The sequence below is a fragment of the Pseudomonas sp. BMW13 genome (genome assembly GCF_013357275.1).
Classification (GTDB): Bacteria; Pseudomonadota; Gammaproteobacteria; order Pseudomonadales; family Pseudomonadaceae; genus Aquipseudomonas; species Aquipseudomonas khazarica.
Window position 1 is genome coordinate 53058 of sequence record NZ_SUKD01000014.1, and the last position, 18591, is coordinate 71648.

Below are 18591 nucleotides of genomic sequence, written 5' to 3' on the forward strand. Positions count from 1 at the left end.
CCAGCCATGATGATGGCCCTCGGCATGTTCGTGTTCAGCATGCAAACCCTTGCCTACCAGGAGTTCCAACGGCAGAGCGCCTGGCGCCATGGCAGCACCAGCCGCATCGGCGCCCGCCCGGCGCGCCAGTACCTGGGCCCCGGCGACGAAACCATCACCCTGCCCGGCGTGCTGCTGCCCGAAATCGCCGGCAACGTGCTCAGCCTCGACACCCTGCGCGTCATGGCCGACACCGGCAAAGCCTGGTCGCTGATCGAGGGCACCGGGCGCATCTACGGCATCTACGTCATCGAAGACCTCAGCGAAACCCGTACCTACTTCTTCCGCGACGGCGCCGCCCGCCGTATCGAGTTCACCCTCAAGCTCACCCGCGTGGATGAAAGCCGCGTGGATCTGCTCGGCAGCCTCACCGGTGCCCTCGGCGACATCCTGCGGGGCGTGCTGTGATCGGTGAACTGGCCCCACTCGCTGGGCGCATCCTGCGCGAGCAGGCCGGCAAAACCGCTGCCGCCCTCACCTACGCGCACCCCATCTGCCGCGTGGTGGTCGACGGCCACGACATCACCGCCGACGTCATCGCCCGCCTGGTCAGCATCAACCTGCAGGACAATCGCGGCATGGAGGCCGACCAACTCGACATTCAGCTGTCCGACCACGACGGGCTGCTCGCCATCCCGCCCAAGGGCGCCACCATCAGCCTGTGGCTCGGCTGGAGTGATACCGGGCTGGTGGACAAAGGCACCTACAAGGTGGACGAGCTGGAGCACAGCGGCGCGCCGGACACCCTCAGCATCCGCGCCCGCAGCGCCGATCTGCGCGAGGGGCTGGCCAAGAAGCGTGAGCGCAGCTGGCACGACCAGACGCTCGGCGCCATCCTCACCACCATCGCCACCCAGTACGGCCTGCAGCCCCTGGTGCAAGTCGCCCTCGCCACCATCGGCCTGCCGCACATCGACCAGGCCGGCGAATCCGACCTCAACCTCATCACCCGCCTGGCCGCCGAGCATGACGCCATCGCCAGCATCAAGGCCGGGCGCCTGCTGTTCCTGCCCACCGGCGCCGCCAGCACCGCCAGCGGCCTGCCCCTGCCGCACATCACCCTGACAAGGGCGGACGGCGACAAGCACCGCTACCTGGACGCCAACCGCGACAGCTACACCGGTGCCAAGGCCTACTACTACGAAACCAACAGCGCCCAGCGCAAAGAGGCCATTGCCGGCAGCGGCGACAACCTCAAGGAACTGCGCCACACCTATGCCGACCAGGCCAGCGCCCTGGCCGCAGCAAGGGCGGAATGGCAGCGCCTGCAACGCGGTACCGCCACCCTCAGCTACGTGCTCGCCAAGGGCCGCCCCGAACTGATCCCCGAACTGACCTACAGCCTCACCGGCATCAAGGCGGAAATCGGCGCCATCGTCTGGCTGGGGGGCAACGTGCAGCACGCCTACACCCCCGACGGCTACACCACCAGCCTGGAGCTGACCAGCCAGCTACCAGACGGCGACGCCCTCACCAGCAACGCCAGTGCCGGCTACACCGGCGCTCTCGCCTGGTACCGCGACGACAAGACCGGCGCCCAGCACCCCGTCACCGCCGGCGACCAGACCAACCCCAAGCGCCTCACCCACCTGTACGCCAGCAAGGCCAGTGCTGAGCGGGCGGTAAAGCGGGAGGCTGGGCGGCTGCAGGCGTGAATAACAAAAAAGCCCCGATCTAACGGGGCTTTGTTATATGGGCATTGGTAAGCAATTTAGATGCTCAGTGATATTTAAATATCTTCAACATTACTGTAGTAACCCTTGCAAACGACGCAAACGCGCCAACAGCAAAGACAATCCATAGCACTGAGAACCAAGCAGCCTTTTGATTCTCAAAATAGCCAACGATATTAACAATGCAAAATATAAGATTGAGCCAAATCGCTTGCCCTATGTAAGAGGCCAGCACGCCCATATAGCCGCTCTCACGCAAGCGCTCTATTATTGAAGAAGTCATACTCATAAGTATGGCTTTGCTTGTTGCAAGGAAGCCAACAAAGATACCAGCCACACTCAATGTTGAAGAGAGCACGGACTCTGAGACAGGAAATGAAATCTGTAATCGACACCAAAGGAACGCAGCCACCCCCATTAGAATGTACGGATACAGTCTCTCAAACCACAGACTCATTTCAGTACTTTTTTCCATCCGTTTCTTGCTCTCATCAGCCCTTTCCATCGATCTTCAAGCGGTAGGCGCAGATCAATACCAGGCTTGATGTCAGAAAACTCAACGTGTAAGCGCTCGGTAAGAAGATCCAATACTTCTACGGCTGCGTCCTCTGTTTCCTTACCTCCGACCTTAACACTTTGTACGGCCTCGGGGTTGCTTTTGGCTAGGTTTATTAGGGCCGCTAGCGTATCGCCAGCCATACCCTTCAGAGACTTGTCACGTGTGCCGCCAGCTGCAAGCTCGACCGTGATTTGCCCAGCAGAGCAGTCACGACCGAAAGCAATTGCTTTCTCTAACGCAACACCACTTTTTAAATCTTGCGCAGTCATCTGAGTGACATCAATTCGAAAGCTTAAGCTTCTCTTAATCACCTTTCGCTGCAGCTTGCGCTCAGTCTCAGGGTCATACTTTGGATTCAGGTCGTAAATATTTGTTGCCGCCTCATCATAATCACTCAGATACTGAGAAATGGAGCCAGAGCGCACACCGGAGTGATTGTATTGAACGAGCATATATTTCGTTGCCGGGTCGTATAGCGCTGCCGTTTCTTCAGCAAAGCTCTCGCCCTTCTTGAATTCAAAGCCTTCAGTCTTTGCGCGTTTTTTACCGCGCCCTGGCCCCTGCGTCTGCCGGAATTTCACAAAATCCAACAGCCAAATGCCATCACGAAACTCTATCGAATCTATCCGTAACTCAGCCTTATTGATGAGCCTAATTCGTTTCTCTAACTTTTTCTCGGCTTTTACTTTCTTAAGCACATCATCCAGGCTCGCGGAGCCCTGGTCTTCACTTACTTTAAAAGCATGTATCTTCATTAATTAGCTCGCTATACGATCAACCGGCAGGCGGACGCTTACGCGCGGTGGCCTATGACACCGAATAGATGAAACTGGGAGATATGTTCAGCGGCAGCCTGCGTCAGGCGCACGCCGTCGGGGTCATTGGCGGTAAGGCCTTCGACCGTCTCGATATCGCAGAAGGATGCATTGGAGTCGTAGTACAGGCTGAGCACGTAGCTCTGGAGCTGCTCAGCGGCGATTGCATGGAGGAAGCGCTCCATTTCGAGCACTTCCTCGACATAGCCGTACCGACTCAGATAGGGCACGCCATGCAGCTGCTTGGCGTTCTTGAAGATTTCAGAGCGGAGTTCTTCGTCCATTCCCTGGCCTGCCATCTGTTCTCAATGGGAACAGACTATGCCAGCCTTTTGCCAGCTGCGACAACGGCCTCCAGCTCCGAAACACGTTGTTCGAGGGTATTCAGGCGTTTCTTTTCCTCAGCAGCTCGCTGTATTTCTCGCTGGGCGTCCTCGTCCAGCTCGCGCCATAGCGCCAGCAACGCCTGTTCGCGGGGCGTCTCGGCGGCTATTGGCGCCGCCTGCCCTGCCTCACCACGGTGCATCGCTCCCTCACCATAGAGCAGCCAGTCCAGGCTCAAGCCACGTTCACGCGCCACTTGTTCGCATATTGCGAGCGGAACGCTCCCGCGCTTCCTCCATGTGCTCACGTTCGAAGAAGACGTACCAAGCCGCCTAGCTAGCTCAGATTCGTTCTTAGCGGACAGCACCTGTAGCAAACGCCCCAGAATCTGTTCCAAAGAATTTTCTCGCATAATGTTAGTTTTTTGGTTGACTGCTCGTGTTTTGCGAAATATATTCTCGCTCAATGCGAACAGATTACCCGCAAAGGCAACGCCAAACCATGACGTGCCACTGCAAAACCTACGCCGCACACCCTATGCAATGAGGCTGCCAGCCATGACATACAACCAAATCCGCGCTCGCCTCATCGAGCAAGACAGCAACTTCCGCCAATTCGCGCTCGCCAAGGGCTACGACCCGCGCACGGTCACTCAGACGGTAGCGCGCTGGGCAGGTTCTGAAACCCTGCCCAACGGTCGCATCGCCTTCTCGATCATGCGTGACCTGTCCAAGCAGATCGGCACCGAGCTGATCCCCGGTTTGCTTGCGCACCCCTTTGCCCAAGCCTGCTGAACCTTAACCGCCAGCCCAGGCCCCGAGGTACAAGAAAGTGCACCGTGAAATTCTTGCCAGCCGCCGCCGCGCCGTCATCGCTGCCGTCAATGCCTTCCCCGGTGGGCGCGACTGCGCCGCCACGCACCTGGGGCTAGACCTCAAGCGCTTCGACAACCAGCTGTACGAAAACCCCGGCCATCGCCCGCTCTCCGACGAACAGGTCGCGCAACTGGAGCGCCTGGCCGGCACCACCCTGCTGGTGGACTACCTCTGCGCCCTGTACGGCGGCGTATTCGTGCCCATGCCCGGCGCCGAGCAGCTGGACAACATCGACCTTTACGCTCGCGCCATCACCACCGCTGTGCAGCGTGGCCAGGTCGACAAGCTGATTGCCGAGGCCCTGCGCGACGGCGTGATCGATGAAGCCGAGCTGGCAGAAATTATCGCCGCCCACCGTCAACACATTGCCGCACGCCACGCCGAAGTCGGCGCGGTCATCACCCTGCACCGCAAAGAAGGAGCCAAACCATGACCCAGCAACTGATTCCCGTATTCAACGGTGCCCTTGGCGAACGTCAGCAGCAGCTGTGCGACGCCCGCGACCTGCACACTTTCTTGTCTGTCGGGCGTGATTTCAGTACCTGGATCAAGGATCGCATCGAGCAGTATGGCTTCGTGGATGGCGAGGACTTTTCCCCATTTTTGGGGAAAAGTACCGGCGGTCGACCGGGTATGGAGTACCACCTCACCCTCGACACCGCCAAGGAACTGGCCATGGTCGAGAACAACGAGCAAGGCCGTCAGGTACGCCGCTATTTCATCGCCATGGAGCGTGAAGCACGTGAAAGCCGTGGCGTTTCCTACCTCAGCGTTGCCCAGCAACTGGCCATTCACCGCCAGGTGCCCAAGCTGCTCAGCCAGCTCAAGGCCGAAACCGCCCCGGCCATCCGCGCCACCTTGCACGCACAGCTGGTCCAGCACTGCCACCTGCTCGCCTTGCCGGTGCCCTCGATCGACAGCGTAGGGCGCGCCAAGCCGCAGACCGACGACTTGTTCCCGGCCAAGTAATGACTCAGTACAGGGAGCAGCAGCCATGACAGCACCCACCGGCGGCGGCTACCGCGTCAAATGCCCGGCCTGCGGCAGCCCCATGCGCATCAAGGACAGCAAAGAGCAAACGCCCACCTTCAAGACCATGTACGCCCAGTGCACCAGCATGGCCTGCAGCCACAGCATCATCGGCTCGCTCTCCTGGGACTACGCCCTGGTGCCATCCGGCGTCGACAGCCCCCGCGTGGTGCTGCCCGTTGCGCCTTCGGCCCAGCGCAAGCAAGCCCAGCGCGACAGCCGCCCCGAGTCCAACCAACTGGACATGCTCGACGCCCAGGAGGCCACCGCATGAACGACCCGAAGCCACTGCCGCATGACTACCGCAGCCAGATGCAGGCCCAGGCGCTCAGCTACCTGCAGGCGCACCAGAACGAGCACCTCGCAGACGACTCCCAACTGATCGAGCGCACCACCTGCCATCTGGTGCACCAGTACGACGTGCCGCTGTTCCTGGCGCCGCACCTGGTCGCCTTGGCCATCACCGAGCTGCAGCCGTACCAACGCACATGGCTCGGTATCGACCTGGCCAGCGGGAAAGACAGCACCGTCCGCCACCGTTTCACCTAACCCAGCACCACCAATCGCCCTGCCCGCCTCGCGTGGGTAAGGGGGAGTTACACCCAGCATTCGAGGTTTGCGCCATGCCAGAAGCCGTCGAGATCCAGTTGCACATGCCCAAGCCAGTGGCCGAGGCGCTGCTCACCAGCCTGCGCGAAGAGCTGCGCCAGGGCCTGCAGCTGCATTGGTACGCCGACCGCTACCGCACCGTGCCGGCTGGCCTGCGCACGGCTCGCATCCTCACCGACTACCCGGCCCTCGCCGGCCACAAACGCACCATTGGCGCGCTGAAAGCCGCGCTCACAGCCGCCCAGTAAGGCACCAGATATGAAGACGACCCCCGTTCCGTTTGATCAGCGCTTTATCGAAGTGCCCATGAGTGAAATTCACATGCACCGCACCATGCCGCGCCTTCTGATTTGCCGGGCATTCGCTGCCCAGCCTGGCCGCTACCTGTTCGCGCACTGGCTCGAGAGCATGCGCATGGACCAGCCAGCAGACGCACGTCAAGCCGACGCCCAGCGCCTTAAGGGCATGTTGGCTGCCTACATGGAAATGGACGTCATCAGCGCTGACCAAGGCGCAGCTATGGCCGCAGAGCTGACCGCCTTCGCCTTCGGAGCCGCCGTATGAATCCGATGGAAGAAAAGATTCGCCTAGAGGTGCTGAGCCGCCTCAAGCGTGACTTCGATTTCCCGCGCACCGACGTCAAGGTCATGCGCAAGGGCAAGTGCCCGGCCCCCGGTTGCGGCCAGAAAACCCTGTACACCTATTCGGATGCCCCCTGGATGCTGGTCTGTGGTCGCCCGAAACAATGCGACCACCGTATCCACGTCAAAGACCTCTACGACGACCTGTTCAACGACTGGAGCAAGCAGGCGCCGTCGACGCCGGAGAATCCCACCGCCACCGCCCGCGCCTATCTTGAAATGGCCCGCGGCTTCCGCCTTGAACTGCTCGCCGGCGTGTTCACTCAGGAAAGCTACTGGGACCGTGACCTCAGCATCGGCAGCGCCACCGTGCGCTTTGAGATGCCGGGCGGCGGCTACTGGGAACGCCTGATCGACCGCCCCGAGCGCTTCGGCAAGCAGAAGGCGCGCTTCAAGCCCGGCTACAGCTACAAGGGCAAGCTGTGGACGTTGCCAGGGCGCGACCTGACTGCCGTGCCCGAGCTGTGGATCGTCGAGGGCATCTTCGACGCCATCGCCCTGGAGCATCACGAACTGGCTGCCGCCTCGATGATGAGCAGCGCGCCCTTCCCTGCCGAAGCCCTCAAAGCACTCAAGAAGGCCTGCCAGGACGCTGGCAAGCCACTCCCGCGCCTGGTGTGGGCGCTCGATAACGAGCCGGTCGCCAAGGCCAACATGCGCCGTTGGGCGAAAGAGGCTCAGGACCTGGGGTTCACCTGCTCAGCAGCCGTCATCCCGCAGAACGGCAGAAAGGTCGACTGGAACGACCTGCACCAGCGCTGGCAGTTCATCGAAGACGCCGAGCAACGCGCCGCACGTATCGCCGCTGACCTGGACGAAGCCCGCTATCAGGGCGCCCTGCTGACCGCCGAGAACGCCAGCGAGAAAGGCTTGCTGATCTACCAGCGCAACGAGTGGAAGGAGTTCCACTACCGTTTTGATAACCGCCTGTACTGGTGGTCGCTCGACCTGGACAAATACAACAAGGCCATTCAGGCGATCGAGGGCGACGACGAGGGCAAGGACCGCGAGCTGAACAACAAGGAAATCCGCGAGAAGGCCTTGCGCCTGTCCGGCAACGTCAACGAAATCGCCAACTGCTACTTCGAGGCCCTCTACTTCCAGCGCAACGAAATCACCGACGAGTCCTGGTACTACCTGCGCGTCGACTTCCCCCACGGCGCGCCGAGCGTGAAGAACACCTTCACCGCCACCCACCTGGCCGCTGCCAGCGAGTTCAAGAAGCGCTTGTTGGGCATGGCCGCCGGCGCCATGTACACCGGCACCGGCCAGCAGCTGGAAAAGATCATGAAGTTGCAGACCTACGGCATCAAAACCGTGGAGACCATCGACTTCGTGGGCTACAGCAAGGACCACGGCTGCTATGTGTTCGGCGACATCGCCGTCAAGGATGGCCAGGTCTACGAGGCCAACGCCGAGGACTACTTTGAGTTCGGCAAGCTGCGCATCAAAACGCTGCAAAAGGGCGTCACCATCCGCCCGAGCCGCGACGCCAAGGCCTACAGCAGCGAATGGTTCAAGCTGCTGTGGACGTGCTTCGGCGCTCAGGGCCTCGTGGCCATGGTGTGGTTTTTCGGCTCGCTGTTCTGCGAGCAGATTCGCGCACGCTGGCAGTCATTCCCCTTCCTGGAGGCAACAGGCGAAGCCGGCGCCGGCAAAACCACCCTGCTCAACCTGCTGTGGAAGCTGCTCGGCCGCCCAGGTTATGAGGGCTTCGACCCGATGAAGTCCACCAAGGCAGGCCGCTCGCGCCTCATGGGCCAGGTGGCCGGCATGCCGGTGGTGTATCTGGAGGCCGACCGCCACAGCGACGACAAGCCCCACGCCAAAACCTTCGAATGGGACGAACTGAAAGATTTCTTCGGCGGCGGCACCCTGGCCACCAAGGGCGTGAAAACGGCGGGCAACGAGACGTATGAGCCGCCCTTTCGCGGCACCATCGCCATCAGCCAGAACGCCGCTGTAGTCGCGCATGAAGCGATCATGACGCGCATCTGCAAGCTGCACTTCGTGCGCCCCCAGGTAACGCCGGAGAGCCGCGCAGCGGCGGACAAACTCAACGCCCTGGACGGCGACGTGCTCAGCCACTTCCTGCTGCAGGCGGTCAAGGCCGAGGCCGGCATTCTCGACGGCTTCGCCGAGCAGTTCCCCGGCTACGAATCGCGCCTGCGTCGACTGCACACCCACTGCTGGCAGTGCGAAACGCCTTACACCGACGCCAACGAGAGCCACGCTTGCAAGGCCTGCGGCAACACCCTGCGCGGCTACATCCGCGTCGAGCGCATCAGCAAGAACCACGCGATGTTGCTGGCCCTGCTCGACTGCCTGCGCCAGGTAGTGCCCGTCAGCGAAGCACAGCGCAGCGCCACGCAACGCCAGATCATCACCATGGCCCTGGAGCGCCAAGCCTCGATCAGCGCCGACCACCAGCACGTGGCGGAGTTTTGGGAGGTTTACGAGTACCTGCAGGGCCTGGACGCCGAAGGCCCGGTGGTCAACCACAGCAACAAGCCCGAGACCGGCGAAATCGCCATCAACCTCAATGAGTTCTACGAGCGCGCCCAGGAACACAAGCAGAAGCTCCCGGAAATCAACGTGCTGCGCGACCTGCTGAAAGAAAGCCGCTCCCGCAAGTTCGTAGAGGCCAACCGCGCCGTCTCCAGCGCCGTGCGGGTATGGCAGGCCAAGCGCGCCAACCTCACCACCTACAAGGCTCCCACTGTGAAGTGCTGGATCTTCCAGCAATCACGCTAACCCCGGCGCGGCAACGCCGGCTCAACCCCGAAGGAGAAGCACCATGCAAGTCAGCAACGACACCCCCACCAGCACCGCCATGACGCTGCTCGGCAGCACCCTGGCCGTGCTCGCTCTGCTCGCCCTCGCCAGCGTCGCACCCGACGCGCTGCAGGCGGCAATTCGCTAACCCAACCGCCCAGGCGCGGCAACGCCTGGGCAACCAACCCCGAAGGAGAAGCACCATGCAAACCACCACCAACCAAACCCCGAAATGGCTCGACCTGTTCATCACCGCGTTCGGTACCCAAGGCCTGATCGCCCTGGCCTGGTGGGCCGGCGCGTTCCACGCCCAGCGCATCCGCGAGCTGCAAGCCACCTACCCCATCCTGCAAATCACCGGCGGCGCCGGCGTGGGCAAGTCCACGCTGGTGGCGAATCTGTGGAAGCTGGCGGGCAGCAGCGAAGACGAGAACATCAGCCGCGCCACGCACAGCATCGGTGCGCTGCTGGCCATGCTGTCCACGGCAACCAATCGCCCGGTGGTGATTGAAGGCCCCGAAACCGATGAAGACGCCTTCAGCTGGAACACCCTTCGCGGCTGCTACGAAGGCGGCGACATTGGCGTCCGCATGTCCAATACCCCAGTTGGTCACCGCGCAGAAACAGTCCATTTCCACGGTGCTCTGGCCTTTGTTGGCGGCAATGACGAAGTACCGCTCTACAACCGGAGGTTGGTGAACATCCACCTACAACGCCAGCCCCGCACCGACGCCCACCGCGCCGCCGTACAGGCGCTGTATGAGCTGCAAATCGGCGACTTCTGCGACTTCATCAACGGCGTTCGCGAGAACCGCGAGCAGGTCATTTACCGCTTGGGCCACGTCCCGGCCTACACCGAAAGCCTGCGCACTGAAACCGCCCCCGGCCTGTGCCCTGGCGTAGCCCGCAACCACGCCCAGCTGCGCGCCCTGCTCGACGTGTTGCACGACCTGTTCCACATCCCCACCCAGGTACTGCACCACGCCCACACCGAGGTGTGCGGCATGGCTTGGGTGCATGCGGATAGCAAACCCGCCGAAGCGACCACCACCAACTGACCCACCACGCCCAGGCGCGGCAACGCCTGGGCAACACCCGAAGGAGAAGCACCATGCAGCACCACTACAAATCCACCGCACCGGCCACGGTGGCCATCGTTCAAGAGCTGTTCCAGGCAAGGGCTGAAATGCGCGCCAAATCGGCCAAGCTGGGCGAACTGTTCGGCGGCGAAATCGCCCCGATGCATGACATCACCAGCTACTTCGCCGGCGGCGTGAAACTCAGCGCGGGTAAGGCGCTCGACGTGCACTGGCGCCGCCCTGATGAATGGGGCTACCGCGACCTGCGCAGCAAGCCTGTCATCCCCAAAGGCACCGAGAAGAAGGACCGCGCAGCCATCCGCGCCGAGCATGAGCGACTGCTCACCCTCTGGCGCGAGAACTACCCGGCGCGAGTGAGCACGCACGACTACTGGGACCGACTCGGCGTGAACACCGGCAACCTGATGCTTTGCGGCGGCTTGCTGTTCGAGCACCAGGGCACCGCCTATTTCCTCCTGGGCTTCCAGATCGACGAGGCCGACCACCTGGCCAAGGTCTCCGCCGGCAAGCCCACCTCTGGTTGGATCGAGGGCGCCGTCGAGATTCTGCCCAGCGAGTACGCAGCCGCCGCAGCAGCGTTCAAGGGGGCGCAGGCATGAGCGGGATATTCGACAACACCGAACTGGCAATGGCCTTTCAGTTCTGGGCCAAAGCACGCGGCTACGACATGGCCCACGACGGTGTGCAGTTCCAGAACATCGAAACCCGTAACGCCTGGATCGGCTTCGAAGCGGCCCACGGCCCGGACGGCTGCCGCCCTAAAGGCCAGCAGCTCTACGCGCTGATCAAGAAGACCAGCGAGTACGCCCACCAAACCGACAAGTTGTTCCCTGTGCGAGTCGGCACCCCGCCCTACGGCAACTTTGCCGTTCATGGCGGACCGGGGGGCGTGTACCCACTGAAAGACGTAACCCTCTACGTCATCGACGGCGACAAGCAGTACCGCCTGGGCTAACCCAACCCAGCCCCGCCGAGCGGCAACTCGGCAGGGCTGCCCCGAAGGAGAACCACCATGCACCTACAACCCCACCACCGCTGGCCGCTACTGGCCATGGTCGCAGCCCTGGCGGGCGTGACGGCCACGTCGGTGGCGATGGCCATATCCGCGCTGATAGCCGCGCCTGTGCTCGCCGGCCTGTTCGCCGCCGCTGCTGTGGTGCTGGATCTGTTCAAGTACGTGGCCTGGCCGCTGGCCCTGATGCTGCTGGCAACCCGACGCACCCTGGCCGCGCTGCTGATGATGATCAGCGCCCTGGCCCTGGGCGCCGTTTCCGGCTGGGCCACCTATGACCGGCTGATGACCTCGATCATCACCAGCCAGGCCAAGCATCAGGCGCAGCACGAACAACGCCAGGTCGACCTGCTGGAACTGCGCCAGGCCGACGCCACCCGCATCGAGCAGCTCGACACCGAAGCCGCCGCAGTTCATCACCAAGCCAACGCCCTGCGCGAACGCGGCATGGTCACTCGCGCCCTGGAGCTGGAGGCCGCCGCCCTCGCCCGCATCGACACCCTGCGCAACGCCGCCCAGCAGCGCCGCGACAGCGCATCGCGGGAACTCACCGCCCTGCGCAGCCAACCGGCCAAGGCCGCAGGCCTGCCCCAGGCGCTGGCCACCCTGCTGTGCATCGGCTTCGCCCTGGCGCTGGAGGTGGTCCCGGCCCTGATCCTCAGCGCGCTACGACCTGTTACCGAAACGGCAGCAGCAACCGCACCGGCACGCCAGAAACGCACCGAGGAACAGCCGCAGGAACGCACAGAAACAGCACCGGCAACGGACGCAGGCAGCGACCTACCGCCCGAACTACTGCAACTGATCGCCCGCACCGAGCACGGCGCCAAGCTGGCCGTCCGGCAGGTGGCGAAGGAATTGAGGATGGGCAGCGAGAGAACCACCCGACTGATGCAGCAAGCCGCAGAAGCCGGCCTGCTGAGCAAGACCGCCGCCGGCTACGTGGCGGCATAAAGAAAGGCCCCGGTGAGCGGCAACTCACCAGGGCCATACCAACCCCGAAGGAGAAGCACCATGCAAGCACAAAACCCCGAAGTCAGTGGCGATAAGGCTACCACACCGCGACAGCGCACACGCCCAACACTGGCCAGTCACAACCTCAACCTGCCCAGCATCTGCGACATCTGCGGCGGCGCCCGCTCGACCGGCAAGCACGCCAAATGCAGCCGCATTCGCCAGAAAACCAAAAGCGCCGAATGGGCCAGCTACATGGCCAACATCGCCGCCAAGAAAGCCAAAGGGGGGCGCCGCTATGCTCGTTAAGCGCACCTACAAACACTTTGGCTTTTGCTGTGGCCTCGGCTCTGGCGCCGCTGGCTTCAATGACAGCGCCCTGCAGATTGCCAACATGCTCGGCAACTGGCGCTGCATCGGTGGCGTCGATATCGATCGAGCGGGCTTGGCCGACTTCGAAGACTTCACCGGCACCAAGGGCACCATGCTGGACCTGTTCACCCGCGAGCAGTACATCGCCTTTCATGGTGAACAACCGCCAACAGGGTGGAAGGAGGCAGGACTCGACGACATCCGCCGCGCCGCTGGCGGCGAAGACCCCGACGCGGTATTCATCAGCAGCCCTTGCAAGGGCGCATCGGGCCTGCTGCCCGAGTCTATGAGCATCACACCGAAGTACATGGCGCTCAACGAGCTGACGCTCCGCTGTGTCTGGCTGATGCTGGAGGCCTGGCAGCACAACCCGGTCAAGTTGATCGTCTTCGAGAACGTCCCGCGCCTTGCTTCCCGGGGCCGGTACCTGCTCGACCAGATCGTCGGGCTGTTCCGCCACTACGGCTACGCAGTGGAGGAAACCGTCCACGACTGCGGCAAGATCGCCAACCTGGCACAGAGCCGACCGCGTTTCCTGCTGGTCGCCCGCCATGTCGAGCGCGTGCCGGCATTCCTGTACCAGCCGCAGACACACAGCTTGCGAGGCGTGGGCGAAATCCTCGGTCGCATGCCTATGCCTGGCGATATCGAAATCGCTGGCCCGATGCACCGGGTTCCCGCGCTGCACTGGAAAACCTGGGTACGTCTCGCCCTGGTCGAACCTGGTAAAGACTGGCGCTCGCTCAATCGCCTGGCGATCGAGGACGGCTACCTACGCGACCTGATCATCGTGCCGGAGTACCAGGCTGGATACCTGGGCGTGCATGGCTGGGACGACAGCACCGGCACGATTGCCGGGCGCAATGGGCCTACCAACGGCGCCTTCTCAGTCGCTGACCCCCGCCCGCTCAGCAAGGCGGAATACTCACAGTACGGGGTGATCCCTTGGGATCGCCATTCCGGCGTGGTGACAGGACAGCGCAGCCCAGGGCAAGGCCCGTTCAGCGTGGCTGACCCGCGCCCGGACTGGAATCGCCACTCGGGCAACTTCCGTGTAGTTCCTTTCGACAGGGCTGCCGGGACCATCATCGCCGGCGGCAAGGGTGTGCAAGGGGGTTGGCAGTCAGTGGCAGACCCGCGTGTCCTCGATCGCAAGAAAGGCGACGCTTACCTCACTGGCGGCCACTATGGCGTTGTCGACTGGGAAAGCTCGGCCGGCGCGGTATCGGCGAGCGCACGTCACGACAACGGCCGTTGGTCCGTAGCTGATACTCGCCTGCCAGCCGCCAACGACCGCCTGGCCTGCGTCATCCGCAGCCCGCACGACACCTGGAATAGGCCATTCACCACCCTGGAGCTGGCCGCCCTACAGTCGATGTTCGATCCAGAGGACATCTGGCAGCCCAACAGCGAGACCGGAGCACTGGAGCTCGTCGGCAAGCAATTCATTCTGCATGGCAACAACGACGGCGCCTGGCGCGAACGTATCGGCAACGCCGTACCGCGCAAGGCAGGTAAGGCCATTGCTGACGTAATGCTCAGCACCCTGATGCTGTCGGAAATGGGCGAAACCTTCACCCTCAACGCTATGCCCGTCTGGTGCCAGCCGCTGGCAATGGCGATCAGCCTGAGCCGCCAGCAACAGGAGCTCAACGCATGAAGACCTTGAGCATTCGCCAGCCCTGGGCATGGCTGATCGTCCAGGGCCACAAGCCACTTGAAAACCGTTCCTGGGCCACGTCCTACCGTGGCCCGCTGTTGATCCACGCGGCCAAGGGCATGACCCGCGCCGAATACGAAGACGCCGCCAGCCTGTGCAGCAAGGCCGCAGTCACCCTGCCCGCCTTCGACGCCCTGGAGCGCGGCGGAATCGTCGGCCAGGCCACCGTCACAGGCTGCATCGACGACAGCCCGTCGCTGTGGTTCTTCGGCAAGTACGGCTTCGAACTGGCCGACGCCAAGCCCCTACCGTTCATGCCCTGCAAGGGTCGGCTGGGGCTGTTCGACGTGGAGTACCAGGGAGCAGCGCCATGAGCCGCCAAGTCATCACCACCGGCCGGCGCTGCGGCAAGCGCCTCTGGCCGCTGTTCTGCTACGCCAGGGACCACGGCTGGAAGATCGCCAAGACCAACGGTGGCCATCTGCGCCTGACCAAGCCTGGCCGCCCTATCGTCCACACCAGCAGCACGCCGAGCGATTGGCGTGCCGTGCGCAACGCCGTCTCCATGCTGGCCCGGGCGGACGGCTATCGCGTACTGGAGGTGGACCGTGGTTGACCAGGCCGACCGCCAACACATGCACGAATGCGAAGCGCGGCATTGGCTGCGCCTCGGCTACACCAGCGCGGCGATGGTCGACGAGCTGCGCGAGAAGATCACCGCCAAGCGTGGTGCCGCTGCCGCCGAGCGGCTGATCGAGGAAATGCGCAACCAGTGGCGACGCCGCAGCGAGTGGCTCAGGAGGGAGCATGTTTGAACCAGGACGCGACAAACGCCACTCGACGGGGGCCCGTTCTGCGGCAAGAATACTGGATACTCAACCAGTATTCTTGCGCTATGTACTACGACGTCACCCCGCTCTATCACCTCGGCAAGCGCCGACCCTCGCGCGACGTGCAGGCCAGCCAACGCTTGCGTTTAGACGTGCAGGTTCACGTGAACCCGGAGGGACCATCCGGCGGGCCATGCCTGACCGCCTGCGCCGGCGGCAACAACATGCAAGACCCCATCCCCAGGCTCTACAACGTCCAGCTGGAGGGCATGGCCACCCTTGGCATGGTGCTGGCGGGCGTCGAGGTGATCGACGGCCAGGTCTTTCATCAGGCCTGGCATTGCCGCCCGCTGGAAGAGGCCGTGGTAATTCCCTGGTCGGCCTGCCCGCGCTCGTCGCTGGATCTGCTGATCTGAGGCCAGCGACACCCGCATAACGAGAAATCAGCGCTTCAACTTCTCGGCCCGCTCTCGGGCCGAGCTTCTTTTCGGCCCATACACTGGGCTTTTCGTGTGCCGGGGGGCGCAGATGGCAAAGGGTGTAGAGGTACGCGGCAACCGCGTGCGTGTGTATTTCCGGTATCAGGGCGAACTGTGCCGCGAGCCGTTCAACGGTGACGCCACGCCCGACAACATCGCCCAGGCCGAGCGCCTGGTCGGCATGATCGAGTACGAAATCAAGGCGGGCACGTTCAGCTATGCCCGCCACTTCCCCGACTCGCCCAAGGTGAAAACCAACACGCTGGGCCACTACATGGACCTGTGGCTTGAGATCAAGCGCAATGAGATGGCGCCGTCCGGCTTTCGCACCTACAAGAGCAAGGTGGAGACGCACATCCGCCCGCGCTGGGGCGATGAACAGGCTGACACCATCGATCACCTGGACCTGCAGGCGTGGGTGCATAAGACGCTGATGCCTACGCTGCACAACCGCACCGTGCGCGAGGTGGTCAGCCTGGTGAAACAGGTCTTCACGCTGTACCGGGCGCGCAACCGCTCTGCGCACGACCCGACCGAGGGCATCACCATCCGCCAGCCGGACCCGGACGAAGTCGACCCGTTCACCCGCGAGGAAATCGACGCGATCCTCGGCACGCACACGGACAAGCTCCAGGAGCTGCTGCTCGCCCAGTTCATGCTGTGGACGGGGCCCAGGGTATCGGAGGCCATCGCGCTGGCCTGGGAAGACGTCGACCTCAAGGCCGGCACGGTGAGATTCCGCCGCGCGCAGGTGCGGGGCGTGTACAAGGTGACGAAGAATCGGCGATCAACCCGCGAGGTGCGCTTGCTCAAGCCTGCGCTCCAGGCGCTGCACGCGATGGCCATGCACACGCAGAAGCTCAAGCCCGTGGAAGTCGAAGTGCTCGACCGCGACAACAAGACCAGGAAGCGCCAGGCGCTGCGCTTCGTGTTCCACTGCACCAGCACCGGCGCAGCGCACAGCAGCTCCGACATGCTGCTCAAGGGATTCTGGCGCCCGCACCTGGCAGCCGCCGAGGTTCGGTACCGGGGGCCGAACAACTGCCGCCACACCTACGCCAGCCAGCTGCTCACCACTGGCGCGGTGACGTTGCAGTGGCTCAAGGACCAGATGGGCCACACCACCATCGCCATGCTGGAGCGCCACTATGGCAAGTACATCAGCAAGGACGGCCCGGACATGATCCCGCTCCTGGAACACGCGCTAAAGCTGTGAATCCAGGCCCCAGAAACGACAAAAGGCAGCCCTCACAGGCTGCCTTTTTCGTACCACCATTCCCAAAGTGTTCCCAAAACGCTCCCTTCTGAGAAGCGGTCCGGCTGGAACCCCCGGAAATACTGGCTTTCAGATGGTGCGGACGGAGAGACTCGAACTCTCACACCTTGCGGCGCCAGAACCTAAATCTGGTGTGTCTACCAATTTCACCACGTCCGCGTGGTTTCAAGCTAAAAACAAAAACGCCAGGCTTTTGGCCTGGCGTTCTGGAATATGGGGTGGACGATGGGAATCGAACCCACGACACCAGGAGCCACAATCCTGTGCTCTACCAACTGAGCTACGCCCACCATATTGCATTGCTTACTCAAATTGCCTGACCGCCAAATGGCGCACCCGGCAGGACTCGAACCTGCGACCATCCGCTTAGAAGGCGGATGCTCTATCCAGCTGAGCTACGGGCGCTTATCCATCCGCTAATGCAGACTTAGAAGCTTTCGGCTCCAGCCTCACCACGGGGGCTTGGCTCTTGCCGTCTCACCCAGCGAGTGGCTGTTCCTGAGAAGCGGGGCGAATGTTATAGACGCTTACGCACCTCGTCAACAGAAAAAATCAAAAAAATTCAGCGATATAAAGGAGTTACGCGAAAACGACGGCAGGCGCCTTTGCCCGGGTGAGCACCCATGCGAGAATGCGCGTCCTTTTTTCATCCTTATTAATGGTTAACCAGCGTAATGACCGCACAACTGATCGATGGCAAGGCGATCGCCGCCAGCCTCCGCCAGCAGATTGCCAAACGCGTCGCCGAACGCCGCGAACAAGGCCTTCGCACTCCGGGTCTGGCCGTGATCCTGGTCGGTACCGATCCTGCCTCCCAGGTCTATGTGTCACACAAACGCAAGGATTGCGAGGAAGTCGGCTTCCTCTCGCGCGCCTATGACCTGCCGAGCGACACCAGCCAGGCCGATCTGCTGGCCCTGATCGACGAGCTCAACGACGACCCGGCCATCGACGGTATCCTGGTGCAGTTGCCGCTGCCCGAGCACCTGGACAGCTCGCTGCTGCTCGAGCGCATTCGCCCCGACAAGGATGTGGACGGTTTCCACCCCTACAACATCGGCCGCCTGGCCCAGCGCATGCCGCTGCTGCGCCCCTGCACGCCCAAGGGCATCATGACCCTGCTGGAGAGCACCGGCGTCGACCTCTACGGCCTGCACGCGGTGGTGGTCGGCGCTTCGAACATCGTCGGCCGCCCGATGGCCATGGAGCTGCTGCTGGCCGGGTGCACGGTCACCGTCACCCACCGTTTCACCAAAGACCTCGCCGGCCATGTCGGCCAGGCCGACATCGTCGTGGTCGCCGCCGGCAAGCCGGGGCTGGTCAAAGGCGAGTGGATCAAGCCGGGTGCCATCGTCATCGATGTCGGGATCAACCGCCAGGAAGACGGCAAGCTGGTCGGCGACGTGATCTACGAGACCGCCCTGCCCCGCGCTGGCTGGATCACTCCGGTACCGGGCGGTGTCGGCCCGATGACCCGCGCCGGCCTGCTGGAAAACACCCTGCACGCGGCCGAGCACCTGCATGAGTGATCGCTGCGGCTGAATCGAAAACGGCACCCAAGGGTGCCGT

The 18591-nt window shown here is 62.8% G+C and carries 27 protein-coding genes and 3 tRNA genes; 23 read left to right on the forward strand and 7 right to left on the reverse strand.

All coding sequences use genetic code 11. The features are described 5' to 3' along the window. Positions 1–6: 6 nt before the first annotated feature. Both E4487_RS12285 and E4487_RS12290 read left to right on the forward strand, forming a co-directional pair. On the forward strand, positions 7–447 hold the full coding sequence (locus E4487_RS12285) for a phage tail protein (protein ID WP_175253471.1): 441 nt from the start codon (positions 7–9) through the stop codon (positions 445–447). 29 nt (positions 448–476) lie between these two features. Then, entirely contained in the window at positions 477–1694 is a 1218-nt protein-coding gene (locus E4487_RS12290; RefSeq protein WP_373921524.1) for a phage late control D family protein, read from the forward strand. 64 nt (positions 1695–1758) lie between these two features. Here E4487_RS12290 and E4487_RS12295 read toward each other — a convergent pair whose 3' ends face one another. Genes E4487_RS12295 through E4487_RS12310 form a run of 4 tightly spaced genes read right to left on the reverse strand, consistent with a single transcriptional unit; the run spans position 1759 to position 3822 of the window. After that, the gene (locus E4487_RS12295; RefSeq protein WP_175253473.1) at positions 1759–2169 is read right to left on the reverse strand and encodes a hypothetical protein; all 411 of its coding nucleotides are present in this window, start codon (positions 2167–2169) and stop codon (positions 1759–1761) included. After that, complete coding sequence (locus E4487_RS12300) at positions 2166–3026, reverse strand: DUF6731 family protein (protein ID WP_175253474.1); 861 nt, start codon at positions 3024–3026, stop codon at positions 2166–2168. Before E4487_RS12300 ends, E4487_RS12295 begins: the two co-directional genes overlap by 4 nt. A gap of 38 nt (positions 3027–3064) precedes the next feature. After that, positions 3065–3370 (reverse strand): hypothetical protein, encoded by a 306-nt coding sequence (locus E4487_RS12305; protein WP_175253475.1) that lies wholly within the window; start codon positions 3368–3370, stop codon positions 3065–3067. A 35-nt stretch (positions 3371–3405) separates the two neighbouring features. Continuing rightward, positions 3406–3822 (reverse strand): helix-turn-helix domain-containing protein, encoded by a 417-nt coding sequence (locus E4487_RS12310; RefSeq protein ID WP_175253508.1) that lies wholly within the window; start codon positions 3820–3822, stop codon positions 3406–3408. Between the two features lie 145 nt (positions 3823–3967). Between E4487_RS12310 and E4487_RS12315 the strand changes: the two genes are divergently transcribed. The 20 genes from E4487_RS12315 to E4487_RS12405 all read left to right on the forward strand — a co-directional run bounded on the left by E4487_RS12315 (position 3968) and on the right by E4487_RS12405 (position 16962). Further along, positions 3968–4204: a hypothetical protein gene (locus E4487_RS12315; protein ID WP_175253476.1), complete on the forward strand. Its 237-nt coding sequence runs from the start codon at positions 3968–3970 to the stop codon at positions 4202–4204. Between the two features lie 37 nt (positions 4205–4241). After that, entirely contained in the window at positions 4242–4718 is a 477-nt protein-coding gene (locus tag E4487_RS12320) for a YmfL family putative regulatory protein (protein WP_175253477.1), read from the forward strand. Further along, complete coding sequence (locus tag E4487_RS12325) at positions 4715–5254, forward strand: antA/AntB antirepressor family protein (protein WP_175253478.1); 540 nt, start codon at positions 4715–4717, stop codon at positions 5252–5254. Before E4487_RS12320 ends, E4487_RS12325 begins: the two co-directional genes overlap by 4 nt. Positions 5255–5279: 25 nt before the next feature. Beyond that, positions 5280–5588 (forward strand): ogr/Delta-like zinc finger family protein, encoded by a 309-nt coding sequence (locus E4487_RS12330; protein WP_175253479.1) that lies wholly within the window; start codon positions 5280–5282, stop codon positions 5586–5588. Further along, a complete protein-coding gene (locus tag E4487_RS12335) occupies positions 5585–5863 on the forward strand; it encodes a hypothetical protein (protein ID WP_175253480.1) in 279 nt (92 codons plus the stop codon). The genes E4487_RS12330 and E4487_RS12335 overlap by 4 nt, the downstream gene beginning before the upstream one ends. A 74-nt stretch (positions 5864–5937) precedes the next feature. Beyond that, positions 5938–6171, forward strand: a complete 234-nt coding sequence (locus E4487_RS12340) for a hypothetical protein (RefSeq protein WP_175253481.1) — start codon at positions 5938–5940, stop codon at positions 6169–6171. Between the two features lie 10 nt (positions 6172–6181). Next, positions 6182–6487 carry a hypothetical protein gene (locus E4487_RS12345; protein ID WP_175253482.1) on the forward strand — a complete coding sequence of 102 codons (306 nt, stop codon included), beginning with the start codon at positions 6182–6184 and terminating at the stop codon, positions 6485–6487. A gap of 5 nt (positions 6488–6492) precedes the next feature. Then, a complete protein-coding gene (locus tag E4487_RS12350) occupies positions 6493–9318 on the forward strand; it encodes a toprim domain-containing protein (RefSeq protein ID WP_175253509.1) in 2826 nt (941 codons plus the stop codon). A gap of 43 nt (positions 9319–9361) precedes the next feature. Continuing rightward, entirely contained in the window at positions 9362–9487 is a 126-nt protein-coding gene (locus tag E4487_RS24535; protein ID WP_257229416.1) for a hypothetical protein, read from the forward strand. A gap of 55 nt (positions 9488–9542) precedes the next feature. Continuing rightward, complete coding sequence (locus tag E4487_RS12355) at positions 9543–10397, forward strand: hypothetical protein (protein WP_175253483.1); 855 nt, start codon at positions 9543–9545, stop codon at positions 10395–10397. Positions 10398–10450: 53 nt separating this feature from the next. Continuing rightward, a complete protein-coding gene (locus E4487_RS12360; RefSeq protein WP_175253484.1) occupies positions 10451–11038 on the forward strand; it encodes a hypothetical protein in 588 nt (195 codons plus the stop codon). After that, positions 11035–11394, forward strand: a complete 360-nt coding sequence (locus tag E4487_RS12365; protein ID WP_175253485.1) for a hypothetical protein — start codon at positions 11035–11037, stop codon at positions 11392–11394. The genes E4487_RS12360 and E4487_RS12365 overlap by 4 nt, the downstream gene beginning before the upstream one ends. A gap of 57 nt (positions 11395–11451) precedes the next feature. Further along, positions 11452–12405 (forward strand): hypothetical protein, encoded by a 954-nt coding sequence (locus tag E4487_RS12370; RefSeq protein WP_175253486.1) that lies wholly within the window; start codon positions 11452–11454, stop codon positions 12403–12405. Between the two features lie 60 nt (positions 12406–12465). Next, positions 12466–12714: a hypothetical protein gene (locus tag E4487_RS12375; RefSeq protein ID WP_175253487.1), complete on the forward strand. Its 249-nt coding sequence runs from the start codon at positions 12466–12468 to the stop codon at positions 12712–12714. Then, positions 12704–14437, forward strand: coding sequence for a DNA cytosine methyltransferase (locus E4487_RS12380; protein WP_175253488.1), 1734 nt, complete (start codon positions 12704–12706; stop codon positions 14435–14437). Before E4487_RS12375 ends, E4487_RS12380 begins: the two co-directional genes overlap by 11 nt. Then, positions 14434–14811, forward strand: coding sequence for an ASCH domain-containing protein (locus E4487_RS12385; RefSeq protein WP_175253489.1), 378 nt, complete (start codon positions 14434–14436; stop codon positions 14809–14811). Before E4487_RS12380 ends, E4487_RS12385 begins: the two co-directional genes overlap by 4 nt. Continuing rightward, positions 14808–15053, forward strand: a complete 246-nt coding sequence (locus E4487_RS12390) for a type II toxin-antitoxin system HicA family toxin (RefSeq protein ID WP_175253490.1) — start codon at positions 14808–14810, stop codon at positions 15051–15053. The genes E4487_RS12385 and E4487_RS12390 overlap by 4 nt, the downstream gene beginning before the upstream one ends. After that, the gene (locus E4487_RS12395; protein WP_373921522.1) at positions 15046–15252 is read left to right on the forward strand and encodes a hypothetical protein; all 207 of its coding nucleotides are present in this window, start codon (positions 15046–15048) and stop codon (positions 15250–15252) included. The genes E4487_RS12390 and E4487_RS12395 overlap by 8 nt, the downstream gene beginning before the upstream one ends. An 80-nt stretch (positions 15253–15332) precedes the next feature. Beyond that, complete coding sequence (locus E4487_RS12400; RefSeq protein WP_175253491.1) at positions 15333–15683, forward strand: hypothetical protein; 351 nt, start codon at positions 15333–15335, stop codon at positions 15681–15683. Between the two features lie 112 nt (positions 15684–15795). Then, entirely contained in the window at positions 15796–16962 is a 1167-nt protein-coding gene (locus tag E4487_RS12405; protein ID WP_175253492.1) for an Arm DNA-binding domain-containing protein, read from the forward strand. 134 nt (positions 16963–17096) lie between these two features. Here E4487_RS12405 and E4487_RS12410 read toward each other — a convergent pair. The 3 genes from E4487_RS12410 to E4487_RS12420 form a co-directional block, all read right to left on the reverse strand. Then, positions 17097–17181, reverse strand: a tRNA-Leu gene (locus E4487_RS12410). A 55-nt stretch (positions 17182–17236) separates the two neighbouring features. Next, a tRNA-His gene (locus E4487_RS12415) sits at positions 17237–17312 on the reverse strand. Positions 17313–17350: 38 nt separating this feature from the next. Beyond that, a tRNA-Arg gene (locus tag E4487_RS12420) sits at positions 17351–17427 on the reverse strand. Between the two features lie 269 nt (positions 17428–17696). On the opposite strand from E4487_RS12420, the gene folD reads away from it, so the two are divergent. Further along, positions 17697–18551, forward strand: a complete 855-nt coding sequence (gene folD / locus E4487_RS12425; RefSeq protein ID WP_037053043.1) for a bifunctional methylenetetrahydrofolate dehydrogenase/methenyltetrahydrofolate cyclohydrolase FolD — start codon at positions 17697–17699, stop codon at positions 18549–18551. The last annotated feature ends 40 nt before the right edge of the window (positions 18552–18591 follow it).